Annotated in this window: 20 protein-coding genes; 14 read left to right on the top strand and 6 right to left on the bottom strand. The window is 37.5% G+C overall.

Going from position 1 to position 22,052, the window contains the following annotated elements:
* Nucleotides 1-339 precede the first annotated feature (339 nt).
* The 6 genes from WBW42_RS10475 to putP all read left to right on the top strand — a co-directional run bounded on the left by WBW42_RS10475 (nt 340) and on the right by putP (nt 6,886).
* Entirely contained in the window at nt 340-2,187 is a 1,848-nt protein-coding gene (locus tag WBW42_RS10475) for an ABC transporter ATP-binding protein (protein ID WP_002121372.1), read from the top strand.
* On the top strand, nt 2,187-2,627 hold the full coding sequence (locus WBW42_RS10470; RefSeq protein WP_002121358.1) for a MaoC family dehydratase: 441 nt from the start codon (nt 2,187-2,189) through the stop codon (nt 2,625-2,627). Before WBW42_RS10475 ends, WBW42_RS10470 begins: the two co-directional genes overlap by 1 nt.
* Nucleotides 2,628-2,735: 108 nt before the next feature.
* Complete coding sequence (locus tag WBW42_RS10465) at nt 2,736-3,761, top strand: AraC family transcriptional regulator (RefSeq protein ID WP_032057032.1); 1,026 nt, start codon at nt 2,736-2,738, stop codon at nt 3,759-3,761.
* A gap of 37 nt (nt 3,762-3,798) precedes the next feature.
* Nucleotides 3,799-4,173, top strand: coding sequence for a glycine cleavage system protein GcvH (gcvH, locus tag WBW42_RS10460; protein ID WP_005069578.1), 375 nt, complete (start codon nt 3,799-3,801; stop codon nt 4,171-4,173).
* 102 nt (nt 4,174-4,275) lie between these two features.
* Entirely contained in the window at nt 4,276-4,983 is a 708-nt protein-coding gene (locus WBW42_RS10455) for an SIR2 family NAD-dependent protein deacylase (protein ID WP_080776868.1), read from the top strand.
* Between the two features lie 412 nt (nt 4,984-5,395).
* Nucleotides 5,396-6,886, top strand: a complete 1,491-nt coding sequence (gene putP / locus WBW42_RS10450; protein ID WP_032057034.1) for a sodium/proline symporter PutP — start codon at nt 5,396-5,398, stop codon at nt 6,884-6,886.
* A 34-nt stretch (nt 6,887-6,920) separates the two neighbouring features.
* Here putP and WBW42_RS10445 read toward each other — a convergent pair whose 3' ends face one another.
* The gene (locus WBW42_RS10445; protein WP_017386809.1) at nt 6,921-7,409 is read right to left on the bottom strand and encodes an Lrp/AsnC ligand binding domain-containing protein; all 489 of its coding nucleotides are present in this window, start codon (nt 7,407-7,409) and stop codon (nt 6,921-6,923) included.
* A gap of 124 nt (nt 7,410-7,533) precedes the next feature.
* On the opposite strand from WBW42_RS10445, the gene putA reads away from it, so the two are divergent.
* From putA to WBW42_RS10425, 4 genes are all read left to right on the top strand, one after another.
* Entirely contained in the window at nt 7,534-11,286 is a 3,753-nt protein-coding gene (gene putA / locus WBW42_RS10440; protein WP_032057035.1) for a trifunctional transcriptional regulator/proline dehydrogenase/L-glutamate gamma-semialdehyde dehydrogenase, read from the top strand.
* 104 nt (nt 11,287-11,390) lie between these two features.
* A complete protein-coding gene (locus WBW42_RS10435) occupies nt 11,391-11,864 on the top strand; it encodes a GrpB family protein (RefSeq protein WP_032057037.1) in 474 nt (157 codons plus the stop codon).
* A 107-nt stretch (nt 11,865-11,971) separates the two neighbouring features.
* Entirely contained in the window at nt 11,972-13,057 is a 1,086-nt protein-coding gene (trmA, locus tag WBW42_RS10430) for a tRNA (uridine(54)-C5)-methyltransferase TrmA (RefSeq protein WP_032057038.1), read from the top strand.
* A 248-nt stretch (nt 13,058-13,305) separates the two neighbouring features.
* Entirely contained in the window at nt 13,306-13,536 is a 231-nt protein-coding gene (locus WBW42_RS10425) for a hypothetical protein (protein ID WP_000011679.1), read from the top strand.
* 35 nt (nt 13,537-13,571) lie between these two features.
* Here WBW42_RS10425 and WBW42_RS10420 read toward each other — a convergent pair whose 3' ends face one another.
* Entirely contained in the window at nt 13,572-14,318 is a 747-nt protein-coding gene (locus WBW42_RS10420; protein ID WP_032057040.1) for a phosphodiester glycosidase family protein, read from the bottom strand.
* 193 nt (nt 14,319-14,511) lie between these two features.
* Here WBW42_RS10420 and WBW42_RS10415 point away from each other — a divergent pair, with 193 nt between their 5' ends.
* Nucleotides 14,512-15,102: a lecithin retinol acyltransferase family protein gene (locus WBW42_RS10415; protein ID WP_014206573.1), complete on the top strand. Its 591-nt coding sequence runs from the start codon at nt 14,512-14,514 to the stop codon at nt 15,100-15,102.
* 44 nt (nt 15,103-15,146) lie between these two features.
* Here the strand turns inward: WBW42_RS10415 and WBW42_RS10410 are convergent, their stop codons facing one another.
* Nucleotides 15,147-15,737 carry a YceI family protein gene (locus tag WBW42_RS10410; protein WP_002121395.1) on the bottom strand — a complete coding sequence of 197 codons (591 nt, stop codon included), beginning with the start codon at nt 15,735-15,737 and terminating at the stop codon, nt 15,147-15,149.
* A 213-nt stretch (nt 15,738-15,950) separates the two neighbouring features.
* On the opposite strand from WBW42_RS10410, the gene WBW42_RS10405 reads away from it, so the two are divergent.
* The gene (locus WBW42_RS10405) at nt 15,951-16,358 is read left to right on the top strand and encodes an OsmC family protein (protein ID WP_032057041.1); all 408 of its coding nucleotides are present in this window, start codon (nt 15,951-15,953) and stop codon (nt 16,356-16,358) included.
* Nucleotides 16,359-16,413: 55 nt separating this feature from the next.
* On the opposite strand, the gene tkt is transcribed toward WBW42_RS10405, so the two are convergent.
* The gene (gene tkt, locus WBW42_RS10400) at nt 16,414-18,402 is read right to left on the bottom strand and encodes a transketolase (protein ID WP_005069597.1); all 1,989 of its coding nucleotides are present in this window, start codon (nt 18,400-18,402) and stop codon (nt 16,414-16,416) included.
* Nucleotides 18,403-18,938: 536 nt separating this feature from the next.
* Between tkt and metK the strand changes: the two genes are divergently transcribed.
* The gene (metK, locus tag WBW42_RS10395; protein ID WP_005069601.1) at nt 18,939-20,105 is read left to right on the top strand and encodes a methionine adenosyltransferase; all 1,167 of its coding nucleotides are present in this window, start codon (nt 18,939-18,941) and stop codon (nt 20,103-20,105) included.
* Nucleotides 20,106-20,236: 131 nt separating this feature from the next.
* On the opposite strand, the gene WBW42_RS10390 is transcribed toward metK, so the two are convergent.
* Nucleotides 20,237-20,485 (bottom strand): hypothetical protein, encoded by a 249-nt coding sequence (locus WBW42_RS10390; RefSeq protein ID WP_002121448.1) that lies wholly within the window; start codon nt 20,483-20,485, stop codon nt 20,237-20,239.
* 259 nt (nt 20,486-20,744) lie between these two features.
* Here WBW42_RS10390 and WBW42_RS10385 point away from each other — a divergent pair, with 259 nt between their 5' ends.
* A complete protein-coding gene (locus WBW42_RS10385; RefSeq protein ID WP_017482292.1) occupies nt 20,745-20,936 on the top strand; it encodes a hypothetical protein in 192 nt (63 codons plus the stop codon).
* Nucleotides 20,937-21,002: 66 nt separating this feature from the next.
* Here the strand turns inward: WBW42_RS10385 and WBW42_RS10380 are convergent, their stop codons facing one another.
* Nucleotides 21,003-21,569, bottom strand: a complete 567-nt coding sequence (locus WBW42_RS10380) for an FxsA family protein (protein WP_002121432.1) — start codon at nt 21,567-21,569, stop codon at nt 21,003-21,005.
* Nucleotides 21,570-22,052 lie beyond the last annotated feature (483 nt).

The raw sequence follows: 22,052 nt of genomic DNA, 5'->3' as shown, positions 1-22,052 counted from the left end.
TCCAAATCTAAAGGCCTTTTCTAATATGTGTAGCTGTAATAATTTAACAAATGTTCAAAATACTAATAAAAAATACTTAAAGAATAAATTCCTTCACCCTTTATCTATTAATCTCGATATAATGAATAATATTTTTAGTCCTCGCGACGTTCTTGAAGATTTCTTCGAGTCTCCATTTTTGCGTCATGTATTAATTTAAGACGTACAACATTATCAGTTCATGTGTATTTGCATATATTCACAAGATCGAAACCCTAAGTGATATTGATCTAACTGACTTTTTGCAAATTAAATTGCAAAGATTTAATTAAGTGGCTTTTGTCTCAAAGGTAGTAATTCATGCTGAAGTGGTTTGAAAAACTTGTAGATCCCTACCCAACTAAAGGTTTAGATGAACCTTTACCGACTCGTTTTTTTCCATTTGTTTGGCAAGCTACGGAAGGCCTACGCCCTTACTTATTCTTACTTATTCTTTTTACAGCAGGTGCTGCAAGCTTTGAAGCCTTACTTTTTTCAAAGATTGGACAACTCGTAGACTGGTTAAGTAAAAGTCATCCGGAAAGCTTTTTAAGTCAGCATGCTACTGATTTACTCATTTTGATTGCGGTCTTATTTACCAACATCTTTTTTGTAAATCTTCAATCTATTATCAAACATCAAATTTTATATAGTACCTTCCCAATGCGTTTGCGCTGGCGTTTCCATAATCTTTTATTGAAACAAAGCTTGGACTTTTTCCATAATGACTTTGCAGGACGACTTTCTGCCAAGGTTATGCAAACAGCATTAGCAATCCGTGAGTTCTGGATTATTTTGGGTGACATGTTGGCATACGTCAGCATTTACTTCATTACAGTCAGCATTGTACTTGGCGCAATTTCACCAATTTTACTTATTCCACTTTTAGTTTGGTTAAGTCTTTTTTTATTAAGCGCATGGTTCTTCATCCCCCGCTTAAGTAAAGTTTCTCAGCAACAAGCCGATGCTAGAGCGATCATGACGGGCCGCGTAACAGATGCATACACCAACATCCAAACAGTAAAACTATTTGCTCATGCTGGACGTGAAAGCCAATACGCAAAAGCATCTATGAAAGAGTTTATGACTACAGTCTATGCTCAAATGCGTTTAGGTACCCTCTTTGAAGTCAGCATTAATATGTTGTCTGCTGTTTTGTTTGTAGGTGTAATTGGTACCTCTGTTTGGCTATGGACTCAAGGTTTAGCAGCATTAGGTGTAATCGCAGCAACTACTGCAATGATTTTAAAACTTAATAGTATGGCTGAATTTATGATGTGGCATATGTCAGCCTTATTTGAAAATGTTGGAACCATTCAAGATGGTATGCAAACATTAGGTAAAAAAATCAATATTCAAGACAAACCAGATGCAAAACCACTTGCAGTGACCAAAGGTGAGATTGTATTTAAAGATGTAAGCTTTGCTTATAACAATAAAAATGTGATTGATCACTTCAACTTGCATATTAGAGCAGGCGAAAAAATAGGAATCGTGGGCCGTTCTGGCGCAGGAAAGTCTACGCTGATCCAGTTGCTTTTACATTTTTACCATCTTAAGCAAGGTGCCATTTTAATTGATGGTCAAAACATCGAAGATGTAACTCAAGATAGTTTAAGAGCTAATATTGCTTTAGTTACTCAAGATACGTCTTTATTGCATCGCTCAGTTGCAGAAAATATTAAATATGGTCGCCCTGATGCATCTGATGCAGACATGGAGAATGCTGTAAATAAAGCCAAAGCTGCTGAATTTATTCCGCAATTGGTTGATTTAAAAGGACGTAGTGGTTATAACGCTCAAGTAGGTGAACGTGGTGTTAAACTTTCTGGTGGTCAAAGACAGCGTATTGCCATTGCACGTGTATTCTTAAAAGATGCTCCTATTCTTATTTTAGATGAAGCAACTAGTGCATTAGACTCGGAAGTTGAAGCAGCAATCCAGTCAAGTTTAAATGACCTGATGGTTGATAAAACCGTTATTGCAATTGCACACCGTTTATCTACTATTGCACAAATGGACCGTTTAATCGTTCTTGATGAAGGTCGAATTGCTGAGCAAGGAACTCATGAAGAGTTAATTGCGCAAAATGGTATATACGCACAGTTATGGAAACGTCAAACAGGTGGTTTCCTAATTGAACAAAAAGTATTACAGGGTCAAGATTAATGCTTTATTTAGAAGATTTGAAAATTGGTGATCGTTTCATTAGCCGTGAATATGAAATTACCTTAGATGAAATCAAAAAATTCGCAAGCTCCTATGACCCTCAACCCTTCCATATAGATGAAGAACAAGCTAAGCACGATCCAATTTTTCAGGGAATTGCTGCTAGCGGTTGGCATACTTCTGCAATTACTATGCGGTTATGGACGGAATGTATGCCGATTCATGGCGGCCTGATTGGTTCAGAGTCCAGCTTACGGTGGCCACGCCCTACTCGACCAGGTGATAAAATTCATGTTGAAGCAGAAATTTCAGCGATCACACCATCCAAAACAAAATTAGATCGTGGTATTGTAAGTTACGTTACGCAAGCCTTAAATCAAAATGGCGACGTATTACTTATTTCAACAACAAAAATTGTTGTCTTTAAAAAGAATGTTTAAAACATGGTTGATATGATTGTCTAACAGTTTTTATAAACTCAGATTATATTTCATGACAAGATGTGTAAGAAATGCATGTGACAAATTGATGAGAGCAATGGAACGCATATGAAAATTACCTCAGCTCGTCAAGATCAAGGTATTCCGGGTGTATATGGCTTATTGCTATTAGATGTTGTTTCACGTTGGGGATATAACGATGAAACATTATTTGCTCCATTTCATCTTTCTAGTGAGCAACTGGCCGATCCTGATTATCGTATTTCTACACCTGTAGCAAACGAACTAGTTAAACACGCGCTTAATTTAACTGGTGAAACCACGTTGGGTTACCATCTTGGTACTCAAATGCGTATTTCGATTCATGGCTTTATTGGCTATGCGATTATGACAGCCAAAGACATTACTGAAGCAATTGCCCTTGCAGCACGCTTTATTCAACTACGACTACCTTTTTTACAACTCTATTTTTCAACGTTTGGGCCAAAAGCTACCCTACAATTACAGTGTGACATCGAACTTGAACCTCTAAGAACAGAAATCGTTTTAGGTTTGACCATTGGTATTATGAGTATGGCCAAAGCGATTACGGGTATCGAAGATTTAGCTGGTGATGTAGATTTGGACTTTCCTGAACCAGAAGGCTTTGAAAAGTATAGAAATAAACTAAGCAGCACAATTCGCTTCAACCAGCCACATCTGATTTCAAGTTTTGATAAAAAATACTTAGGAATTAAATTAGTTAATGCTGATCCTATCGCAAGTCAGGTTGCTATTAATCAGTGCGAAGCAGAACTTTCCGCTTTAGGTGAGCGCCGTCGTTTAGCAATGCGAGTTCGTGATATTTTAAGTAATTCTGAACAACATTATTTAAGCATTGAAAATGTAGCTGAATGTCTACACATGTCAGACCGCACACTAAAGCGCCAATTAGCAGCGGAAGGAACATCATTTTCAACTTTAGTTGATGAAGTACGCTATCGACACGCAACATCTCTGCTTTCACGTACAGATTATAGTCTTGAGCAAATTGCAGATGAACTTGGCTATTCGGACGTTGCAAATTTTAGCCGTGCTTTTAAACGCTGGAGTGGCCGCAGCCCAAGCAACTGGCGTAAAGACCCATACTTATAATGTTTAAAACTATTGGACACAAGCTTAAGGAGTTACCATGAATCATCCTTCAGAACTGAAGTATGCACGTACACATGAGTGGGTAAAGATTGAGGGTGATCTTGTTATTACAGGGATTACCGATCATGCACAAGATGAACTTGGCGATTTGGTTTACGTTGAAACTCCGGAAGTTGGGAGTAAAGTTACTGCTGGCGAACAAGCTGGTGTGGTTGAATCAGTAAAAACTGCTTCTGACATCCATGCTCCTGTTTCAGGCACTGTAGTAGAAGTAAATACTGACCTTGAAGATGATCCTGATTTTGTAAATGACGATCCATATGGAAAAGGCTGGATTTATAAAATCAAACCAGACAACATTGCAGATGTTGAAAAACTTTTAACAAATGCAGAATATGAAGCTGGCTTATAAAAGATAGCTATAGCTTTTCATATTTAATAAAAACCAGTTTAGTCTTAAACTGGTTTTTTCTTTATCTATTCAAAATCTATTCAAATTCAGTTTTACGAATCGGTGACTTCTATGACAAAGCTTGTTGTATTCTCTGGCGCTGGCATGAGTGCCGAAAGTGGAATTAGCACTTTTCGTGACAGCAATGGCTTATGGGAAAATTACGACATCCAACAAGTTGCCACACCTGAGGCATGGCAAAAGAATCCTGCTTTAGTTCAATGCTTTTATAATGAGCGACGTAAAAATATTTTAGAGGCTGAACCTAACGAAGCTCATCAATATATTGCCAAACTACAAGACTACTTTGACGTACAAGTGATTACTCAAAATATTGATGATTTACATGAACGGGCTGGGAGTTCTAACGTTTTACATTTGCATGGAAACATTCGTTTAGCGAAAAGCTCTGGCCCGAATGCACAATTTACAACACAGTTTTACGATATTAATGGCTGGAAGCTAGATTTAGAAGAAGACTTTTGCCCAGATGGCTATCCCCTGCGTCCACATGTAGTCTGGTTCGGTGAAGCTGTACCCGCTTATGAAGAAGCAATTCAGTTAGTACAAAGTGCAGATATTTTTATTGTGATCGGCTCGACATTAAGCGTATATCCTGTTGCGGCTTTAGTTCATGAAACTTCAAATCAATGTAAAGCCTACTATATAGATCCAAATGCGGATCATCTGCGTGTTCCTCACCAATATGAGTTATTAAAGATGTCAGCAACTCAAGGAATGCATAAACTTTTTGAAAATTTAATCAGCTAATTGCTATTTTTAGACACTAAATAAGCACAACGTGCATAAAAAAAATTATTAATTGAACAAAAAATTGTCGATTTTTTTAACTTTATTCTAAATTTCTATAAATTTTTTTTGACCAATAGCCTATTTATAACTCTATATTGATTTAGTTTTTTTCAGAATGGCGTTTTTTTGCTGAAAAAATTTAAAAAAATAAATATTAAAAAATTATAAGTTAATGATTAATATTATAATTTTATATCTCTAAAATCAATTTATTTCAAGTTACACAATGATACAAAAGTACAATATAAAAATAACAGTGCAAAAAAAATCTTTTGTGGTTGAATCTCAACCTCTTGGATGCCGTACAAGAAAACAGCGACCTGGATTAGGTTACAATCACGGATTATGGATATAAGGACACACATCCATTATGAGTTATTTTGATCCCACCCTCATCATGTTTATGGTGTACATCGTAGCAATGGTACTTATTGGCTTATTTGCCTACCGTGCTACAAGCGACTTCTCAGATTATATTCTCGGTGGTCGTAGTTTAGGCAGTTTCGTAACTGCATTATCCGCAGGCGCATCAGACATGAGCGGTTGGCTGCTCATGGGTTTACCGGGCGCAATTTATCTTTCTGGTTTATCTGAAGCGTGGATTGCAATTGGTCTCATTATCGGTGCTTGGCTTAACTGGCTACTGGTTGCTGGTCGATTACGCGTTCATACTGAAATCCAAAATAATGCACTGACTTTGCCAGATTATTTTACAAGCCGTTTTGATGATCAGAAAAAAGTACTTCGTATTTTCTCTGCCGTTATCATCTTGGTTTTCTTTGCAATTTATTGTGCTTCAGGCATGGTAGCAGGTGCCCGTCTATTTGAAAATTTATTCGGAATGTCTTACAACACGGCTATTTGGCTCAGTGCTATCGCGACCATCAGTTATGTTTGTATTGGTGGATTCTTGGCAATTAGCTGGACAGATACGTTCCAAGCTGGCTTAATGATTTTTGCTCTGTTGTTAACACCAATTGTAACTTACCTTGCAATTGGCGACACGACTCATTTCGTTACGCTCATTGAAACTGCTCGTCCACATGCATTTAATATTATTTCAGATTTAAGTGTTGTGGCGGTTCTCTCCTCCATGGCATGGGGCTTAGGTTACTTTGGCCAGCCACATATTCTTGTGCGCTTCATGGCTGCTGACTCTGTAAAATCAATTCCTGCTGCTCGTCGTATTGGCATGACTTGGATGATCCTGTGTTTAGTTGGTGCTGTCGGTGCTGGTTTCTTCGGTATTGCCTACTTCCAGCAACATCCTGAATTAGCAGCAGTTGTAAGCAAAAACCCTGAAACTGTATTTATGGAATTGACTAAAATCTTATTCAATCCATGGATTGTAGGTATCATTCTGGCTGCGATTTTAGCTGCTGTAATGAGTACATTGAGTTGCCAGCTTTTGGTATGTTCGAGTGCATTAACAGAAGATTTATACAAAGGCTTCATTCGTAAGAACGCTTCTCAGAAAGAACTTGTATGGGTTGGGCGTGTTATGGTTCTTGCCATTGCTCTTCTCGCAATTTTTCTTGCAGGCAACCCTGATAGCAAGGTTCTTGGCCTTGTTGCTTATGCATGGGCTGGTTTCGGTGCTGCATTTGGTCCGCTTATCATCTTGTCACTATTCTGGAAACGTATGAATTTACAAGGTGCTTTAGCAGGTATGATCGTTGGTGCAGTTGTAGTGATTGGCTGGAAAAATCTTTTCGCAGACACTGGTGTTTACGAAATTATCCCAGGCTTTATCCTTGCATTTATCAGCATCATTGTAGTGAGTCTCTTAACTAAAGCGCCAAATACGACAGTAACTGGCCGCTTTGAAAAAGCAGATGAACTCTACAAAGAAAGTGTATAAGTTATTGAAATAAATCAAAGGGGCTTCGGCCCCTTTATTTATTTTTAGTTTTGATTTTAATTTTTGAAGTATCTTTTACAACTTGCATGACAGGATAACTACGAGTCTCTTTTACCCCTGGTAATTGCCACAGTACCTGCCCTGCAATTCGTCTAAACTCTTCCATGCTGCCACTTCGTAATTTAATTAAAAAATCAAACCCACCACTCACCATATGGCATTCAACAATTTCAGGATAGTGAACCACAGCATCAATAAACTCATCTAAAACATTGGGTGTTGTTTTATCTAATAGCACCTCTACGAACACCAAAAAATTTGCGTTTAACTTGATTGGATTCAATTTTGCTTCATATCCCAAAATAAAATCATCCTTTGTCAACTTTTGCACTCGAGCCATAACAGCAGTTGGCGACAAGTTAACAAGTTCGGCTAATTTACTATTAGAAATTCGCCCATCTGTTTGAAGAATATCCAAAATTTTTAAATCAGTACGGTCAAGGCTTAATATTGGGCCATTCATCTGAATTTTCCTCTAAAAAATGGGCTAAATATAGTGAGTTATTCGGTGTTTCTTCTGTAATGATAAATTATCTAAACCTCTCTACTCAAGAAGGGAGTATGAGAGTTGCTTGGCGGAAACTGATATGAACACAATGGATACTTTTCATCAAATGGATAAATCTCACCAAGGCTATATCACCGAATTTAACGATAAAAGTGAGTTTGAACAACGCATTAATACAGCTTGGCGACGTGCTGAACCAGAAGCTGTAGAAGAGCTATTACAAGCTGCCGCGGTATCTGATGATTTAGATCATAAAATTTATGACCTTGCTTTTAATCTTGCCAATAATTTACGTGAACGTAAGACCTCTTCGGGCAAAGCAGGTATTGTTCAAGGGTTATTACAAGAATTCTCTCTTTCTTCACAAGAAGGCGTGGCGCTCATGTGTCTAGCCGAAGCTTTGCTTCGTATTCCAGACTCAGCAACACGTGATTTGCTTATTCGAGATAAGATCAATCAAGGTAACTGGAAAGAACACGTTGGCCAAAGCAGCTTAATGTTTGTAAATGCTGCGGCATGGGGCCTCATGTTAACTGGTAAGCTCATGGAAACTCCTAAGCAAACCAGTCTTTCAAGTGTACTTACTGGCCTTTTAGCACGCAGTGGACGTGGCATCATTCGTAAAGCTGTTGACGTTGCAATGCGTATGATGGGTGAACAGTTTGTGACTGGTGAAACCATTGAAGAAGCTGTAGATCATGCGGAAGTACTCGAAGACAAAGGCTTCCGCTATTCTTACGATATGTTAGGTGAAGCAGCCTTAACCGAACATGATGCTGAACGCTACTTTAACGATTACACACAAGCCATTCATGCAATTGGCAAAGCGTCTAATGGTAAAGGTGTTTATGATGGCCCGGGTATTTCAATTAAGCTTTCTGCTTTACACCCTCGTTATCAACGCGCGCAAATTGAACGTGTTCATCAAGAACTTTACGGCAAAGTATTTGAACTCGCTCGTTTGGCTAAAAAGTACAATATTGGCTTAAATATCGATGCTGAAGAATCAGAACGTTTAGAAATTTCTCTTGAGTTACTTGAGCGTCTTTGCTTCGAGCCAGAACTTGCAAACTGGAAAGGTATTGGCTTCGTTATTCAAGCTTACCAAAAACGCTGTTTCTTCGTGGTTGATTATATTATTGACCTTGCTAAACGCAGCCAAAAGCGTCTCATGATTCGTCTTGTGAAAGGTGCATATTGGGATAGCGAAATTAAGAAAGCGCAAATCGAAGGTATGGATGACTACCCAGTCTTCACTCGTAAAGTACATACCGATTTATCTTATATCGCTTGTGCTAAAAAATTACTTGCAGCGCCAGAGTTCATCTATCCGCAATTTGCCACTCATAATGCTCAAACATTGGCAACGATCTATCATTTAGCGGATCCAAGCAAATATTATGCTGGACAATATGAATTCCAATGCTTACATGGCATGGGTGAACCTCTTTATGAACAAGTTGTTGGTCCACGCGAGCAAAATAAATTAGGCGTACCATGCCGTATTTATGCTCCTGTTGGTAACCATGAAACGTTGTTAGCTTATTTAGTTCGTCGTTTACTCGAAAATGGCGCGAATACTTCATTCGTTAACCGTATTGCCGATAAAACACTTAAAGTTGAAGATCTTATCCAGTCTCCAATTTATGATATTCGTCATGCAGCAAAGCTTGAAGGTTCAGTTGGTTTAAAACATCCATCAATTCCTCTACCTTTAGATATGTACGGAACACTTCGTAAAAACTCTAAAGGTTATGACTTAGCAAATGACACCCCACTTGCAGCTTTAGATAGCACAGCTCAAGAATTACGTAATCGCATTTGGCAAAGTCATCCATTATTGGCAAATAACGAGTCGTTAGAGCAAGGTCATTCTGTTGCAATTACAAACCCAGCACAAAATGATGAAATTGTTGGTTATGTACAAGAAGCTGATCTTAAGCATGTCGAAATTGCGCTTAATGCAGCTGAACAAGCTCAATCAGAATGGTCAAATACGCCTAAAGAACAACGTGCTCAACACTTAAAACGTGCAGCCGACCTAATGGAAAGTCGCATTCAAGAATTGATGGTTTTGCTTTGCCGTGAAAGCGGAAAAACTTATGCCAATGCGATTGCAGAAGTTCGTGAAGCTGTAGATTTCCTACGTTATTACGCAACTCAAGTTGAGAATCTTCCTGCAAATACAGCTATTCAACCTTTAGGTACTGTACTTTGTATTAGCCCGTGGAACTTCCCTCTTGCAATTTTCTCTGGTCAAATTGCTGCAGCATTAGTCAGTGGTAACTGCGTTATTGCTAAACCTGCTGAACAAACCCCATTAATCGCAGCTCAAGCAGTTCAGATTTTATGGGAAGCTGGTATTCCACATGGTGCTGTACAGTTACTTCCTGGCCGCGGTGAGACAGTCGGTGCTCAGCTTAGCCAAGATAGCCGTATTGATGGCATCATGTTTACTGGTTCGACTGAAGTTGCAAAAATTTTACAGAAAACCGTTGCGAAACGTTTATCTGAAAATGGTCAATCGATTCCTCTCATTGCAGAGACTGGCGGTCAAAATGCAATGATTGTGGACTCATCAGCATTAACTGAACAAGTCGTACTCGATGTTGTAAGTTCTGCTTTTGATAGCGCGGGTCAACGTTGCTCTGCTTTACGTATTTTATGTGTACAAGAAGACAGTGCTGCAACCGTTATTAAAATGCTTAAAGGCGCAATGCAACAGTTGATCGTAGGTAACCCTGCGATTTTAAAAACTGACATTGGTCCTGTTATTGATGACGAAGCGAAACAGACGATTGATCAACACATCCAAAAAATGAAGTCGAAAGGCTATCCAGTACATCAGTTGATGTTTGGAGCAACAAGCCAGAATGAACTAGATAAAGGAACCTTTGTTGTACCAACAGCAATTGAACTCCCTAACCTGGATGATTTGCAGCGCGAAGTTTTTGGTCCAGTTCTCCACATCATTACCTATAAGTATGGCGAGCTTGAGCAGTTGATCTCACGTATTAATGCCAAAGGTTATGGTTTAACAATGGGTCTGCATACACGTATTGATGAAACCATCCAAACAGTCATTCAACATGCTGAAGTTGGTAACCTTTATATCAACCGTAATATTGTTGGTGCTGTCGTTGGTGTACAACCTTTCGGTGGTGAAGGTTTATCTGGTACAGGCCCGAAAGCTGGTGGTCCGCTTTACATGTATCGCTTGATGCAGCAGTGTTCAAACAAAGTATTGGCAACACCATTTGCTATGAAGAATGAGCAAACTGCTTTTGAAGGCTTTAACCGAGAGGTTTATCAGAGCTTACAAAATTGGGCGAAACAACATTTACCACAAGCAAATCGTGATATCGAACCATTTGGTGTTGGTAAATTCTATGAGTTACAAGGTCCTACTGGGGAAAGTAACCAATATATTATTTTGCCACGTCATCGTGTTCTTTCAATCGCTGATACAGAACAAAATCAATTGCATCAATTGCTCGCAATTTTTGCAGTGGGTAGCCAAGCAGCAGTAATGCCAAATAGTCCGTTATTGGCAAAATACAAACAAACTTTGCCAAAAGATGTACTTGCTGCAATTACTACAGTTAAAAATATCGCATCAGATGATTTTGATGCAGTTTTACATCATGGTAATCGTGAAGAGATCTTCTCATTACAGCAAGAGATTGCTACTCGTTCTGGTGCAATTGTCGGTATTACCCATGTTGAACCAAATGAGGCTATTCCACTTGAGCGTTTAGTGATTGAACGTGCAATTAGTGTGAATACAGCTGCAGCTGGTGGTAACGCAAGCTTAATGACAATGACTGATTAATCGATAATTTTCAAAGAAAGCCCAAATCTCAGTATTTGGGCTTTTTTATTTAATAAAGTAATCTATTCTTAACTGTATAAATTTTATGAAATTGAGATTCTAAAATGATCTTTTTAGAACCAGAACAATATCAACAAAGATGCACTCAACTTTTTAATTCATATCAAAAAGACATTTCCACACTTCTACCATTTGCCAAAATTGAGCATATTGGTTCATCTGCAATACCGAATGCAATTTCAAAAGGTGATTTAGATATTTATATTGAAGTTATACCTGAGCAATTCAAATTCGCAATAGAACAATTAAAAACACTTAATTTTATCGAAAAACAAAATACATTAAGGACAGATGAGCTTTGTATGCTCGAATCACTCAACAATGATGATGTAGCATTTCAAATTGTAGTCACGGATTCAGTATTCACATTTTTCTTAGCCTTTAAAAATAAGCTTATAAACTCACCCACGTTGGTTAATGAATATAATGAATTAAAATTACAGTGTAGCCATTTAGACCCCGATCAATATAGAACAATAAAATCAGATTTTATTAATCGCGTTTTAAATCATTTCTAGTTTAGGTACCTCTTTTCTCTTATGCATATCTGGTTAAAATTGGCTCCTGTAAGTTCAATTTTTTTGATACCATTCACTATTTGATTCTGTCTAAATTTTCTTTGTCTATGACCTCTTCTTATCGTCAACAACTTCAAGCTAAAATTGAACGCATTACTACTCAATTTTCTGAATTTACACCACCTACATTAGAAGTGTTTGAATCACCTGAACAACATTTCCGTATGCGTGCTGAATTTCGTATCTGGCATACAGAAAATGATATGTTCTATGCCATGTTTGAGCGTAACGATGACGACAAGCAAAAAACCATTGTACGCATTGATGAGTTTCCAATTGCAGATCAAAGCATCAATGATTTAATGCCAAAACTTTTGGAAGAACTCAAAGCTGAGCCTAAGCTCTCTAACCGTTTATTTGAAGCTGACTTCCTCGCAACACTTAGCGGAGAAATGTTGGTTACCCTAATTTATCACCGTAAACTGGATCAAGAATGGGAACAAGCCGCTAAAGCGCTTGCCGATAAATTAGATATTAAGATTATGGGCCGTAGTCGTGGCCAGAAAATTGTTATTGGCGATGATTTCGTCGTTGAAGAATTCGAACTTTTAAATCGTTCATTTAAATACAAGCAAATCGAAAGTAGCTTTACCCAGCCTAATGCACAAGTTTGCAAAAAAATGCTTCAATGGGCATGTGATGCAGCTGAAGGATCAAAGAAACACTTGTTAGAACTCTATTGCGGTAATGGTAATTTTACGCTTCCACTCTCTTTAAAGTTCGAACGAGTATTGGCTACTGAGCTTGCAAAATCATCTGTTTATGCAGCTCAATGGAACATTGAACAAAACCAAATCGATAATATTCAAGTAGCACGTCTATCGGCTGAAGAATTTACTCAAGCTTATCAAGGTGAGCGCGAATTCCGCCGTCTACAAGAAGCGAATATTGATATTCAGAGCTATGACTTTGACACCGTATTTGTAGATCCACCACGTGCAGGAATTGATGATGAGACTTTAAAACTTTTACAAGGTTTTGAACGTATTATCTACATTTCATGTAACCCTGACACGTTATATGAAAATCTAAAAACTCTCAGTCAAACTCATCGAGTGACTAAATTCGCCTTATTTGATCAGTTCCCTTATACGCATCATGTCGAGTCTGGTGTTTTACTTGAGAAGATTTAAACAAAATCTTTCATTGTAAAGTTTTAAATAAGGAGGTTACATACCTCCTTATTTTTTAACATTTTATTAGTTAAGTATTTAAATTTTCAAAAAATATCAAGTCATCTGTGTGTCATAATTTCGTTTAACTCAAGCATTCCCATCGAAAATTCTCGAGTTCAATTGGTGGATTTATCACTTATGGAGTCTTGTATTTTATTTTAAATTGGCTATATTTCGAGCTATGTTAGGTTGTGTATGAAGGCTCTATGAGTTTTTGGCAAAAGCTGTTCTTGGCAGATCAACAGCATAACGAGCATAAAAACCAAACTGCTTGTGTTGAAAATGACTGCTCATGTAAAACTAATGAACAACTTCTAAGTGCACTTGCACAAGCAACAGATGAAGATGTCATTAAGGGAATTAAAAAAGTTCTTATTTCCCGTGGTTATAGCCGAAAAGAGTTAAATGAACTCACTCAAAAACCGTCTATTCATTAATTAAAAAGCCAGTCTCGTACTGGCTTTTTTATATTTCACTTTACTGCACAATTGGACTCGTCTACCCAACCGACTATTGGTCCCATTTGAAATTGCTGATCGTTCCGATTGTTCTTCTGCATATATAAACTAGAAATAGAACCATCGAGATATAAAGCCTGCTCTACTTTAAGGTTCCTTTGAAAAAACTCAGCAAAATTATAGAAATTCACCCTATTTTTCGATATTACAAAGTAAAGTTTATTATCTCGAATACCAACTCCATTACGAATTTTCTTTGATTGAGAGTCTGATAAAAAAAGAGAATTTATCTTTCCATCAATAACTAACATTGGGCCAGATTGTGTTGCATAATCAACTTTCAAATTTTTTCGGCTATATTGTTGAGTAGTTAAAACAAAGGCCTGTTTTTTATTCCAAGCTACTACCCCATTCGGCTGTAAAAAGAAATTTCCCAATCCTTTATGCTCATTTAAGGGCTGAATTACCTTAGCTCGTTCAACATACAACCCTACTGGAGAAAATCCTAAATGAAACATCCCCGCATTCATTGCAAAGCTAAGCTGCTCGCACTGCTTTAATTGTTCCTGAATAGTGTTAAAGCTTTTATAGTATTGCTGCTTATTAGGATTCTTTAAAAACAAACGTAATGCTTTAAAATCGCTGATCGAGACCACATCGTATTGCTCACCTTCCACCGTTTTAACCTGCTGATATGCTATAGCATATGCAGACTGAAGCAAAAGCCCATATAAAGCTAAGCACCCGACGACCCATTTCATTTAACATCACCTGACATGACATTTTCCCTTCATATTAAGTTCTTAAATTATATACAAGAAATATGAATAGCTTGAATATGCATCAAATTCCTTCATTCGACGTAATCAATACACTGCAAATTGCTGATATTGGTTATAATGTTTAGCAGCTTTTCAATAAAAGCCATTTACACTTTATTGGATCAGCGTAAGCATGCAACAACCGAATAAACGCTACCCTTTAGGGGCTCACCTCATCGTAAAGCATCTCGGCTATAGCCATCATGGTATATATGCAGGGAGAGGTCGAGTTATCCATTATTCCGGCTTAGCTCATTTCATCAAAAAACGCCCGATTGAAATCACTTCAATAGATGCTTTCTCACATGGCAAAAAAATACACGTCCGTTCTTATGACAAACCTCGTTATAAAGGAAAGATTGTCGTTCGCCGAATGCGTTCACGTATGCATGAAAACCACTATCATTTGATTATTAATAACTGTGAACATCTATGTAGTTGGGCAATTACCGGCATTGAAAGTAGCACTCAAGTTGAACGTATGATGCATCGTTTAACAACTATTGGCTATGTAAGCTCAATTATGAGCTATATGAATGGTATGATGCTCACCGTTGCAACTACGTGTTTTGCTCTGGTTCTTTATATTAAAAAGAAACTGCGCGATCAGGCAAAAAGAAAAGTTCCTACTTACCAGTTTTTAAGAGAAAAATCGCAGAAAAGAAATATCGATCCTTCAGCGCCTTTAGTATTTATAGATCCAGATAAAAAAGAGCCAGTCTAAATAAAAAGCCCTCATATTTGAGGGCTTTTTAGAAAACTTATAACTTATTTTTTAGCTGCATTAGCGGCAGTTGCTTCTGTCGTAATGTTTACAGTGATCTTATCACCAACGTTCGGTACATAACTTCCTAAACCAAAGTCAGAACGCTTGAATGAAGTTGTAGCATTAAAACCAATCGCTGGAACTTTAGCCATTGGATGCTCGCCCTGCTTGTTTAAAACAGCGTCAAGTACAACTGGCTTAGTTACGCCTTTGACGGTTAAATCACCAGTAATTTTAAAGTGCTTTTTGTCTTTGGTTTCAACTTTAGTACTTTTAAACGTAATATTTGGATATTTAGCAGCATTAAACCAAGCTTCTTCTTGGAACTCTTTATCTAAAGCAGGTACGTTTGTATTTACACTGCTTAAAGGAATAGTCACATTTACAGATGAGTTTGCTGGTTTAGCATTATCAACTTTAATTACACCTTGGATATCCGAGAAATTGGCGCTTGGAGTAGAGAAACCAAAGTGATTCCACGAGAAAACAGTAGCTGTATGTGTTGGGTCAATTTTGTAGTCTACTGGTGCAGCTAAAGTAACTGAACTAGCCAATGCTACTGCCAAACCGAAGCTTAATGTTTTAAGATGCATTTTTCGTATCCTTTATTGATATAGTCGTTAGTGTATACATCAAGTAATTTAATTCACTATTCTTTATAAAACGATATGTTTCATCCATGCAACAATAAAAGCGTTACAGTTGTTATTCAAAAACAATATTATAAAGTTTAGATATTCTTCTATTCGAAGCTTCAGATTTATTAATTTTTATTACGATTTTATTGATGAATAACAAGGTAAAACATGGTTAATACAGCCCAAGCACAAAGTACTTCTACCCCATATCGAGTAACTCTTACCGATCCTTCAGGTCATCAATGGTTTGCAGATGAACCAACTGATAAAGGTGGACAAGATACAGCTCCGAACCCGGTTCAGCTTTTATTAGCCGCTTTAGGGGCTTGCACTACAATTACATTAGAAATGTATGCGAATCTTAAAGGTATTAAGCTTGATCATGTTCAAGTGGATTTAGCATTAAACCCCAATGGCGAACCTGAAAAAGGCCAAAATAATATTGAACGAAAAATTACACTCAAAGGTGAATTTACTGAAGACCAGCATAAGCGATTACTAAAAGTTGCAGAGAATTGCCCTATTCATAAGTTATTAACTTCTCAGATTAATATCCAAACAGAACTCACTATTTAACTTCTCAAATAAAAAAGCGCTCTATCTAGAGCGCTTTTTTACACTACTTTAATATTTAAGCAGTTAATTCTTTTACAGCTGCAACAACAGCTTCAGTCGTAATACCAAAGAATTGGAACAAATCTTTTGCTGGTGCAGACTCACCATAAGTTGTCATACCAATTACTTTGCCATCAAGACCAACAAACTTCCACCAGTAGTCAACATGAGCTGCTTCAACAGCAACACGCGCACGGATATGAGCTGGTAATACTGCTTCACGGTATGCCGCATCTTGCTTCATAAACTCTTCTGCACATGGCATAGAAACTACACGCACACCTTCAAGTTGTGCATAAGCTTCCATTGCTAAAGAAATTTCAGAACCTGTTGCAATAATAATCGCTTTTAATTCGCCTTTTTCTTGAGCAAGTACATAACCACCTTTTGCAGCGTTTTGAATTTGCTCTTCAGAACGTGTTTGGAATGGTAAGTTTTGACGAGAGAAAATAAGTGCTGTAGGACCATCTTTGCGTTCTAGAGCAGACTTCCAAGCAATTGCAGTTTCTACAGTATCTGCAGGACGCCATGTATTTAAGTTAGGTGTACCACGTAATGAAGCAATTTGTTCAATTGGTTGGTGAGTTGGACCATCTTCACCCAGACCGATTGAGTCATGTGTATAAACATGAATTACACGTTGTTTCATTAATGCAGACATACGTACCGCATTACGTGCATATTCCATAAACATTAAGAATGTTGCAACGTAAGGAACGAAACCGCCATGTAATGCAACACCATTAGCGATTGCAGTCATACCGAATTCACGTACGCCATAGTAGACATAGTTACCAGCTGGGTTTTCTTGAACACCTTGGCAACCTTTCCAAAGTGTTAAGTTAGAACCTGCTAAGTCAGCAGAACCACCTAACAATTCAGGTAATAAAGGACCAAATGCTTGTAATGTATTTTGGCTTGCTTTACGTGTTGCGATTGTCTCGCCTTTCGCATTTGTTTCACGAATGAAAGCATCTGCTTGCGCTGCAAATTCTGCTGGTAAGTCACCACTGATACGACGAAGTAACTCAGCCGCTTCAGTTGGATATTTTGCTTGATATTGTGCAAATACCGCATTCCAAGCCGCTTCAGATTCACTACCTTTTGCTTTTGCATCCCATGCAGCATATACGTCAGCAGGAATAACAAATGCTTCTTCGTTCCAACCTAATGCTTCACGAGTTAAAGTAATCTCATCTTTACCTAATGGCGCACCATGACAGTCTTCTTTACCCTGCTTATTTGGTGAACCTAAACCAATAATCGTTTTACACATAATGATTGTTGGTTTTTGAGTTTCAGCTTTTGCTTCGATTGTCGCTTGACGAATCGCATCAGTATCATGACCATCTACACGAAGAACTTGCCAACCATAGGCTTTGAAACGCTCTTCTGTATCGTCGCTGAACCAGCCTTCTACTTCACCATCAATTGAAATGCCATTATCATCATAATAAGCAATCAATTTACCAAGTTGTAATGTGCCAGCTAAAGAACATACTTCGTGAGAAATACCTTCCATTAAACAGCCATCACCTAAGAAACAGTAAGTGAAATGGTCAACAACTTTTAAATCATCTTTATTAAATTGAGCAGCCAATGTTTTTTCTGCTAAAGCAAAACCAACAGCATTAGCAATACCTTGACCTAAAGGACCAGTTGTCGTCTCTACACCCGGTGCATAGCCATATTCAGGATGACCAGGAGTTCTAGAATGCAATTGACGGAACTGTTTTAAATCTTCAATTGAAAGATCATAACCTGTTAAATGAAGCAAAGCGTATTGCAACATTGAGCCATGGCCATTTGATAAAACGAAACGGTCACGGTTTGCCCATTGTGGATTTGTTGGGTTGTGATTTAAAAACTCACGCCAGACGACGTCAGCAATATCTGCCATCCCCATTGGAGCACCTGGATGCCCTGAGTTTGCTTGTTGCACAGCATCCATTGCCAATACACGAATTGCATTTGCAATACGACGTTCGTTTAAAGGGGTCGTCATAGATCAGAATCCAATTTTAATAGATTGATGAAAAGAAGAAGATGAATAACCATTCAATGCAGCTATATTGTCTTAAAAAAAAGGCTTAGGGTAAACCCCAACACGGTATATTTCTTTATTTTTAACCGTTTCTTGGTTACACAAAAAACATTTGAATCTTTAAGTTATACAAAACAGTGTTCATTTTTCTGCACAACAACTAAATGTAAGAGTATTTAACTGGTTAGCTTTTGATATATAGATAAAATATTTAGCCAATCCTGTATGCGTTGATCATGTTTCTTTACTTTAAAATTCAAATTCTGCTATTTAAGATTTTTATTAAGTTATATGTTTAAAAAACACACTAGCAACAAGTTGTTAAAATATAAATACTTTAAATTAAAGCTTTCTATATCAATTTTGCTAATACACTTATCAATTAAAACACACTATAAATGAAATAAATTCATGCTTTTTAGTCAGTATGAACTGGTCCTCAAGCTCAAGTCGATGTAACATATTATGTCTTTTGAAATAACCAAGATAGGACTTTCATGCGCGAGTACGCTGTTTTTACCTCGGAATCTGTAAGCGAAGGTCATCCCGATAAAATGGCCGACCAAATTAGCGACGCTATTTTGGATGCAATCTTAAAAGAAGACCCATACGCACGTGTTGCTTGTGAAACACTGGTAAAAACAGGCGCTGTTGTACTTGCAGGTGAAGTAACAACGACTGCTAATATTGATGTTGAAGCTGTTGTTCGTAATACTGTTAACGGTATTGGTTACCACCACTCTGATCTTGGCTTTGATGGATCAACGTGTGCTGTAATCAATATGATTGGTAAACAATCACCTGAAATTGCTCAAGGTGTAGACCGTCAAAAACCAGAAGATCAAGGTGCTGGTGACCAAGGCCTAATGTTCGGTTATGCAAGCCGTGAAACAGACGTGCTTATGCCTGCGCCGATTTCTTATGCTCACCGCTTAATGGAGCGTCAAGCTGAACTTCGTCGTTCAGGTGCCCTTCCATGGTTACGCCCAGATGCAAAAAGCCAAGTTACTTTTGCCTATGAAAATGGCAAGCCTGTACGTCTAGATGCTGTTGTTTTATCTACTCAGCACGATCCTGAAATTTCTCAAAGCCAGCTTAAAGAAGCAGTTATTGAAGAAATTATTAAACCGATCATTCCTGCTGAAATGTTCCATGCAGCTACTAAGTTCCACATTAACCCAACAGGTATGTTCGTTATTGGTGGCCCTGTAGGTGACTGTGGTTTAACAGGTCGTAAAATTATTGTTGATACATACGGTGGTATGGCTCGTCACGGCGGTGGTGCTTTCTCTGGTAAAGATCCATCTAAAGTTGACCGTTCTGCTGCTTATGCTGGTCGTTATGTTGCAAAAAATATTGTAGCTGCTGGTCTTGCTGACAAATGTGAAATTCAAGTGAGTTATGCAATTGGTGTAGCAGAACCTACTTCGATTTCAATTAATACCTTTGGTACAGCAAAAGTTTCTGATGAGTTGATTATTCAACTTGTGCGTGATCATTTCGATTTAAGACCGTTTGGTATTACTCGTATGTTGGATCTTCTTCAACCAATGTACAAACAAACTGCGGCTTATGGTCATTTTGGTCGCGAAGGTTCTGACTCTGCATTTACTTGGGAAAAAACTGATAAAGTTGATGCCCTTAAAGATGCTGCTGGCCTCTAATAAAATAAAATCGTAAAAAAGCCCGCCATTGAGCGGGCTTTTTTATTTATAGTTCAAATTTTATGGTATGTAGGGTTTAGTCTTCTAGCAATCATCCTTGACGCCATATCATTTGTAGCTGTAATCAAAATCTATTGTCTTGTCGTTTTATCATCCTGATTTAATACATCCAGTAAAGTTGACTGCGTTGGAGTATCTTGATGGTTCTGGATATAAATATGGACAACTTTAAATACAACGACAACAGCTAGACAAGCCATCACACAAAACATCCATAAGCCATACGGGCTTCGAATATGTTGTGAACCACAATATGGACATGATTTATCAGTCGATGCCACAACTTTGTCGCAACACGCACAATGGTATTGATATAGCATAGGTAACCCTCCTTCCCTCATTTCAACCGTTGTTGTTTTAATAGGTTTGCTGCATTTTTTAATTTATACATCCTTTATATTTATCCTATGTGAAATGAATAGATAATTCAATCTGGATGAACAATTGAGTCAATTAAAAAAATATTAATTAAAACATATATATAAGTTAAATATTATTTTTATAGGACTATTTTTCTTATTTTGATATTTTGCCAAATTTGTTAAAATAAGCAAATAATCTCACATTTTAGGCAAATGCATGTCACATACAAAGCTCATTAATAAAGGTGGCTTTCGCGAACGAGCCAACCGAAGCCGAGGTTATCAACAATCTGAGAATAAGCAAACAGCCTTAGCTTCAAACAAATACCAACCTCAAACAAAACCACAAGAAAGCCCAACTGAAGTGGCTCAAACAGATTCTGTTGTGGCTGAACATCTAATTAAATAATTTATATCTTCTTAAAATAAAAAAGGCCTAAACTTTAGAGGTTTAGGCCTTTAGATAAGGTATTTATTAATCCTTATTTTTATGTTCAATTTTCTTGTGATCTGGAGTGACTTCTCGCGCTTCTCCGTCAATAATGCTTGAATCACGGTATTGACCTTGGCTACCACCACCTTGTTGATTCTGCATATCTTGCATTTGGCGCATTAGATCAGCAAATGGATTTTGCCCACCCATATTACCGCCCATACCACCCATCATTTTATCCATCATAGCTTGTTGGCGTTTTGCAAGAGTTCTCATGGCTATATTACGGAAAGCAGTTTGAACACCAGGGATCAAAATTAAAACCGCTAACACATCAGAAACAAGGCCTGGCAACATTAATAAGAAACCTGCAAAAGCATAAGCAAGTTTTTTAGTTACTGTTGGGTCATTACCGAGTTGGCCAGTCATCTGCATTTGCTGTAATTGAGGCATAATACCAGCAGTACTTCTGCGAATAAGCCCCAAACCAATAAAGAAAGCAAGAATGAACCAAAAGAACACATACCATCCACTGATGAACTGTGCTACGCCAATCCATACGGCAATTTCAACAATCGCGCCCAGAACTACAATAAGAAGTAAATTCATGTAAAACTTTATCTATCTCAAAAAGAAAATTCATTGCAGTTTATTTGCCCCAACCCTACCTAAGTTACAAATAAGGTTTAAGCGTTCCTCTTAGCTTTGATAGTTCTGTCTAATTTCTAAAAATTAACAATGCTATCGGATCAACAAGAGTCTGCAATACTAGAGTACATTTGATTTTAACTCGATAAAAACAAACATGCTTTATTATTAATGAGTGCTGTATCAAGTTTATCAAGTGCGACTTCAATTAGATTTTAATTTTTTTACTTTAGTTAAACGGAAAATCCTTCAAGAAAGCAGTTTTTTAGTCTAGTTAAAAACTTAGGTTTTTAGAAAAATTGGATATATTTCTGTGTTTATATAGTTGTTTTATAGAGGTGGTCCCACATGTTTGAACAACTAAAAGCTTATTTATAAGTGATACTCTGCTCTAGTTAAGCTACCTTATTTTGTTGTGGTAGCTGGTCATAGTAAAACTCATCT

The sequence above is a fragment of the Acinetobacter sp. LT1 genome, assembly GCF_059800965.1.
The sequence above is the reverse complement of the archived record's forward strand: the minus strand, read 5'-3'. Positions and strand labels throughout refer to the sequence as shown.

What these genes read in the sequence shown, in the direction of transcription:
- WBW42_RS10420 (WP_032057040.1), bottom strand. Translation starts at nt 14,318, where the DNA reads ATGAAATGGGTCGTCGGGTGCTTAGCTTTATATGGGCTTTTGCTTCAG.
- WBW42_RS10475 (WP_002121372.1), top strand. Translation starts at nt 340, where the DNA reads ATGCTGAAGTGGTTTGAAAAACTTGTAGATCCCTACCCAACTAAAGGT.
- WBW42_RS10410 (WP_002121395.1), bottom strand. Translation starts at nt 15,737, where the DNA reads ATGCATCTTAAAACATTAAGCTTCGGTTTGGCAGTAGCATTGGCTAGT.
- putA (WP_032057035.1), top strand. Translation starts at nt 7,534, where the DNA reads ATGAACACAATGGATACTTTTCATCAAATGGATAAATCTCACCAAGGC.
- WBW42_RS10470 (WP_002121358.1), top strand. Translation starts at nt 2,187, where the DNA reads ATGCTTTATTTAGAAGATTTGAAAATTGGTGATCGTTTCATTAGCCGT.
- WBW42_RS10425 (WP_000011679.1), top strand. Translation starts at nt 13,306, where the DNA reads ATGAGTTTTTGGCAAAAGCTGTTCTTGGCAGATCAACAGCATAACGAG.
- WBW42_RS10385 (WP_017482292.1), top strand. Translation starts at nt 20,745, where the DNA reads ATGTCACATACAAAGCTCATTAATAAAGGTGGCTTTCGCGAACGAGCC.
- metK (WP_005069601.1), top strand. Translation starts at nt 18,939, where the DNA reads ATGCGCGAGTACGCTGTTTTTACCTCGGAATCTGTAAGCGAAGGTCAT.
- WBW42_RS10435 (WP_032057037.1), top strand. Translation starts at nt 11,391, where the DNA reads ATGATCTTTTTAGAACCAGAACAATATCAACAAAGATGCACTCAACTT.
- tkt (WP_005069597.1), bottom strand. Translation starts at nt 18,402, where the DNA reads ATGACGACCCCTTTAAACGAACGTCGTATTGCAAATGCAATTCGTGTA.
- WBW42_RS10405 (WP_032057041.1), top strand. Translation starts at nt 15,951, where the DNA reads ATGGTTAATACAGCCCAAGCACAAAGTACTTCTACCCCATATCGAGTA.
- WBW42_RS10390 (WP_002121448.1), bottom strand. Translation starts at nt 20,485, where the DNA reads ATGCTATATCAATACCATTGTGCGTGTTGCGACAAAGTTGTGGCATCG.
- trmA (WP_032057038.1), top strand. Translation starts at nt 11,972, where the DNA reads ATGACCTCTTCTTATCGTCAACAACTTCAAGCTAAAATTGAACGCATT.
- WBW42_RS10445 (WP_017386809.1), bottom strand. Translation starts at nt 7,409, where the DNA reads ATGAATGGCCCAATATTAAGCCTTGACCGTACTGATTTAAAAATTTTG.
- WBW42_RS10415 (WP_014206573.1), top strand. Translation starts at nt 14,512, where the DNA reads ATGCAACAACCGAATAAACGCTACCCTTTAGGGGCTCACCTCATCGTA.
- WBW42_RS10465 (WP_032057032.1), top strand. Translation starts at nt 2,736, where the DNA reads ATGAAAATTACCTCAGCTCGTCAAGATCAAGGTATTCCGGGTGTATAT.
- putP (WP_032057034.1), top strand. Translation starts at nt 5,396, where the DNA reads ATGAGTTATTTTGATCCCACCCTCATCATGTTTATGGTGTACATCGTA.
- WBW42_RS10380 (WP_002121432.1), bottom strand. Translation starts at nt 21,569, where the DNA reads ATGAATTTACTTCTTATTGTAGTTCTGGGCGCGATTGTTGAAATTGCC.
- gcvH (WP_005069578.1), top strand. Translation starts at nt 3,799, where the DNA reads ATGAATCATCCTTCAGAACTGAAGTATGCACGTACACATGAGTGGGTA.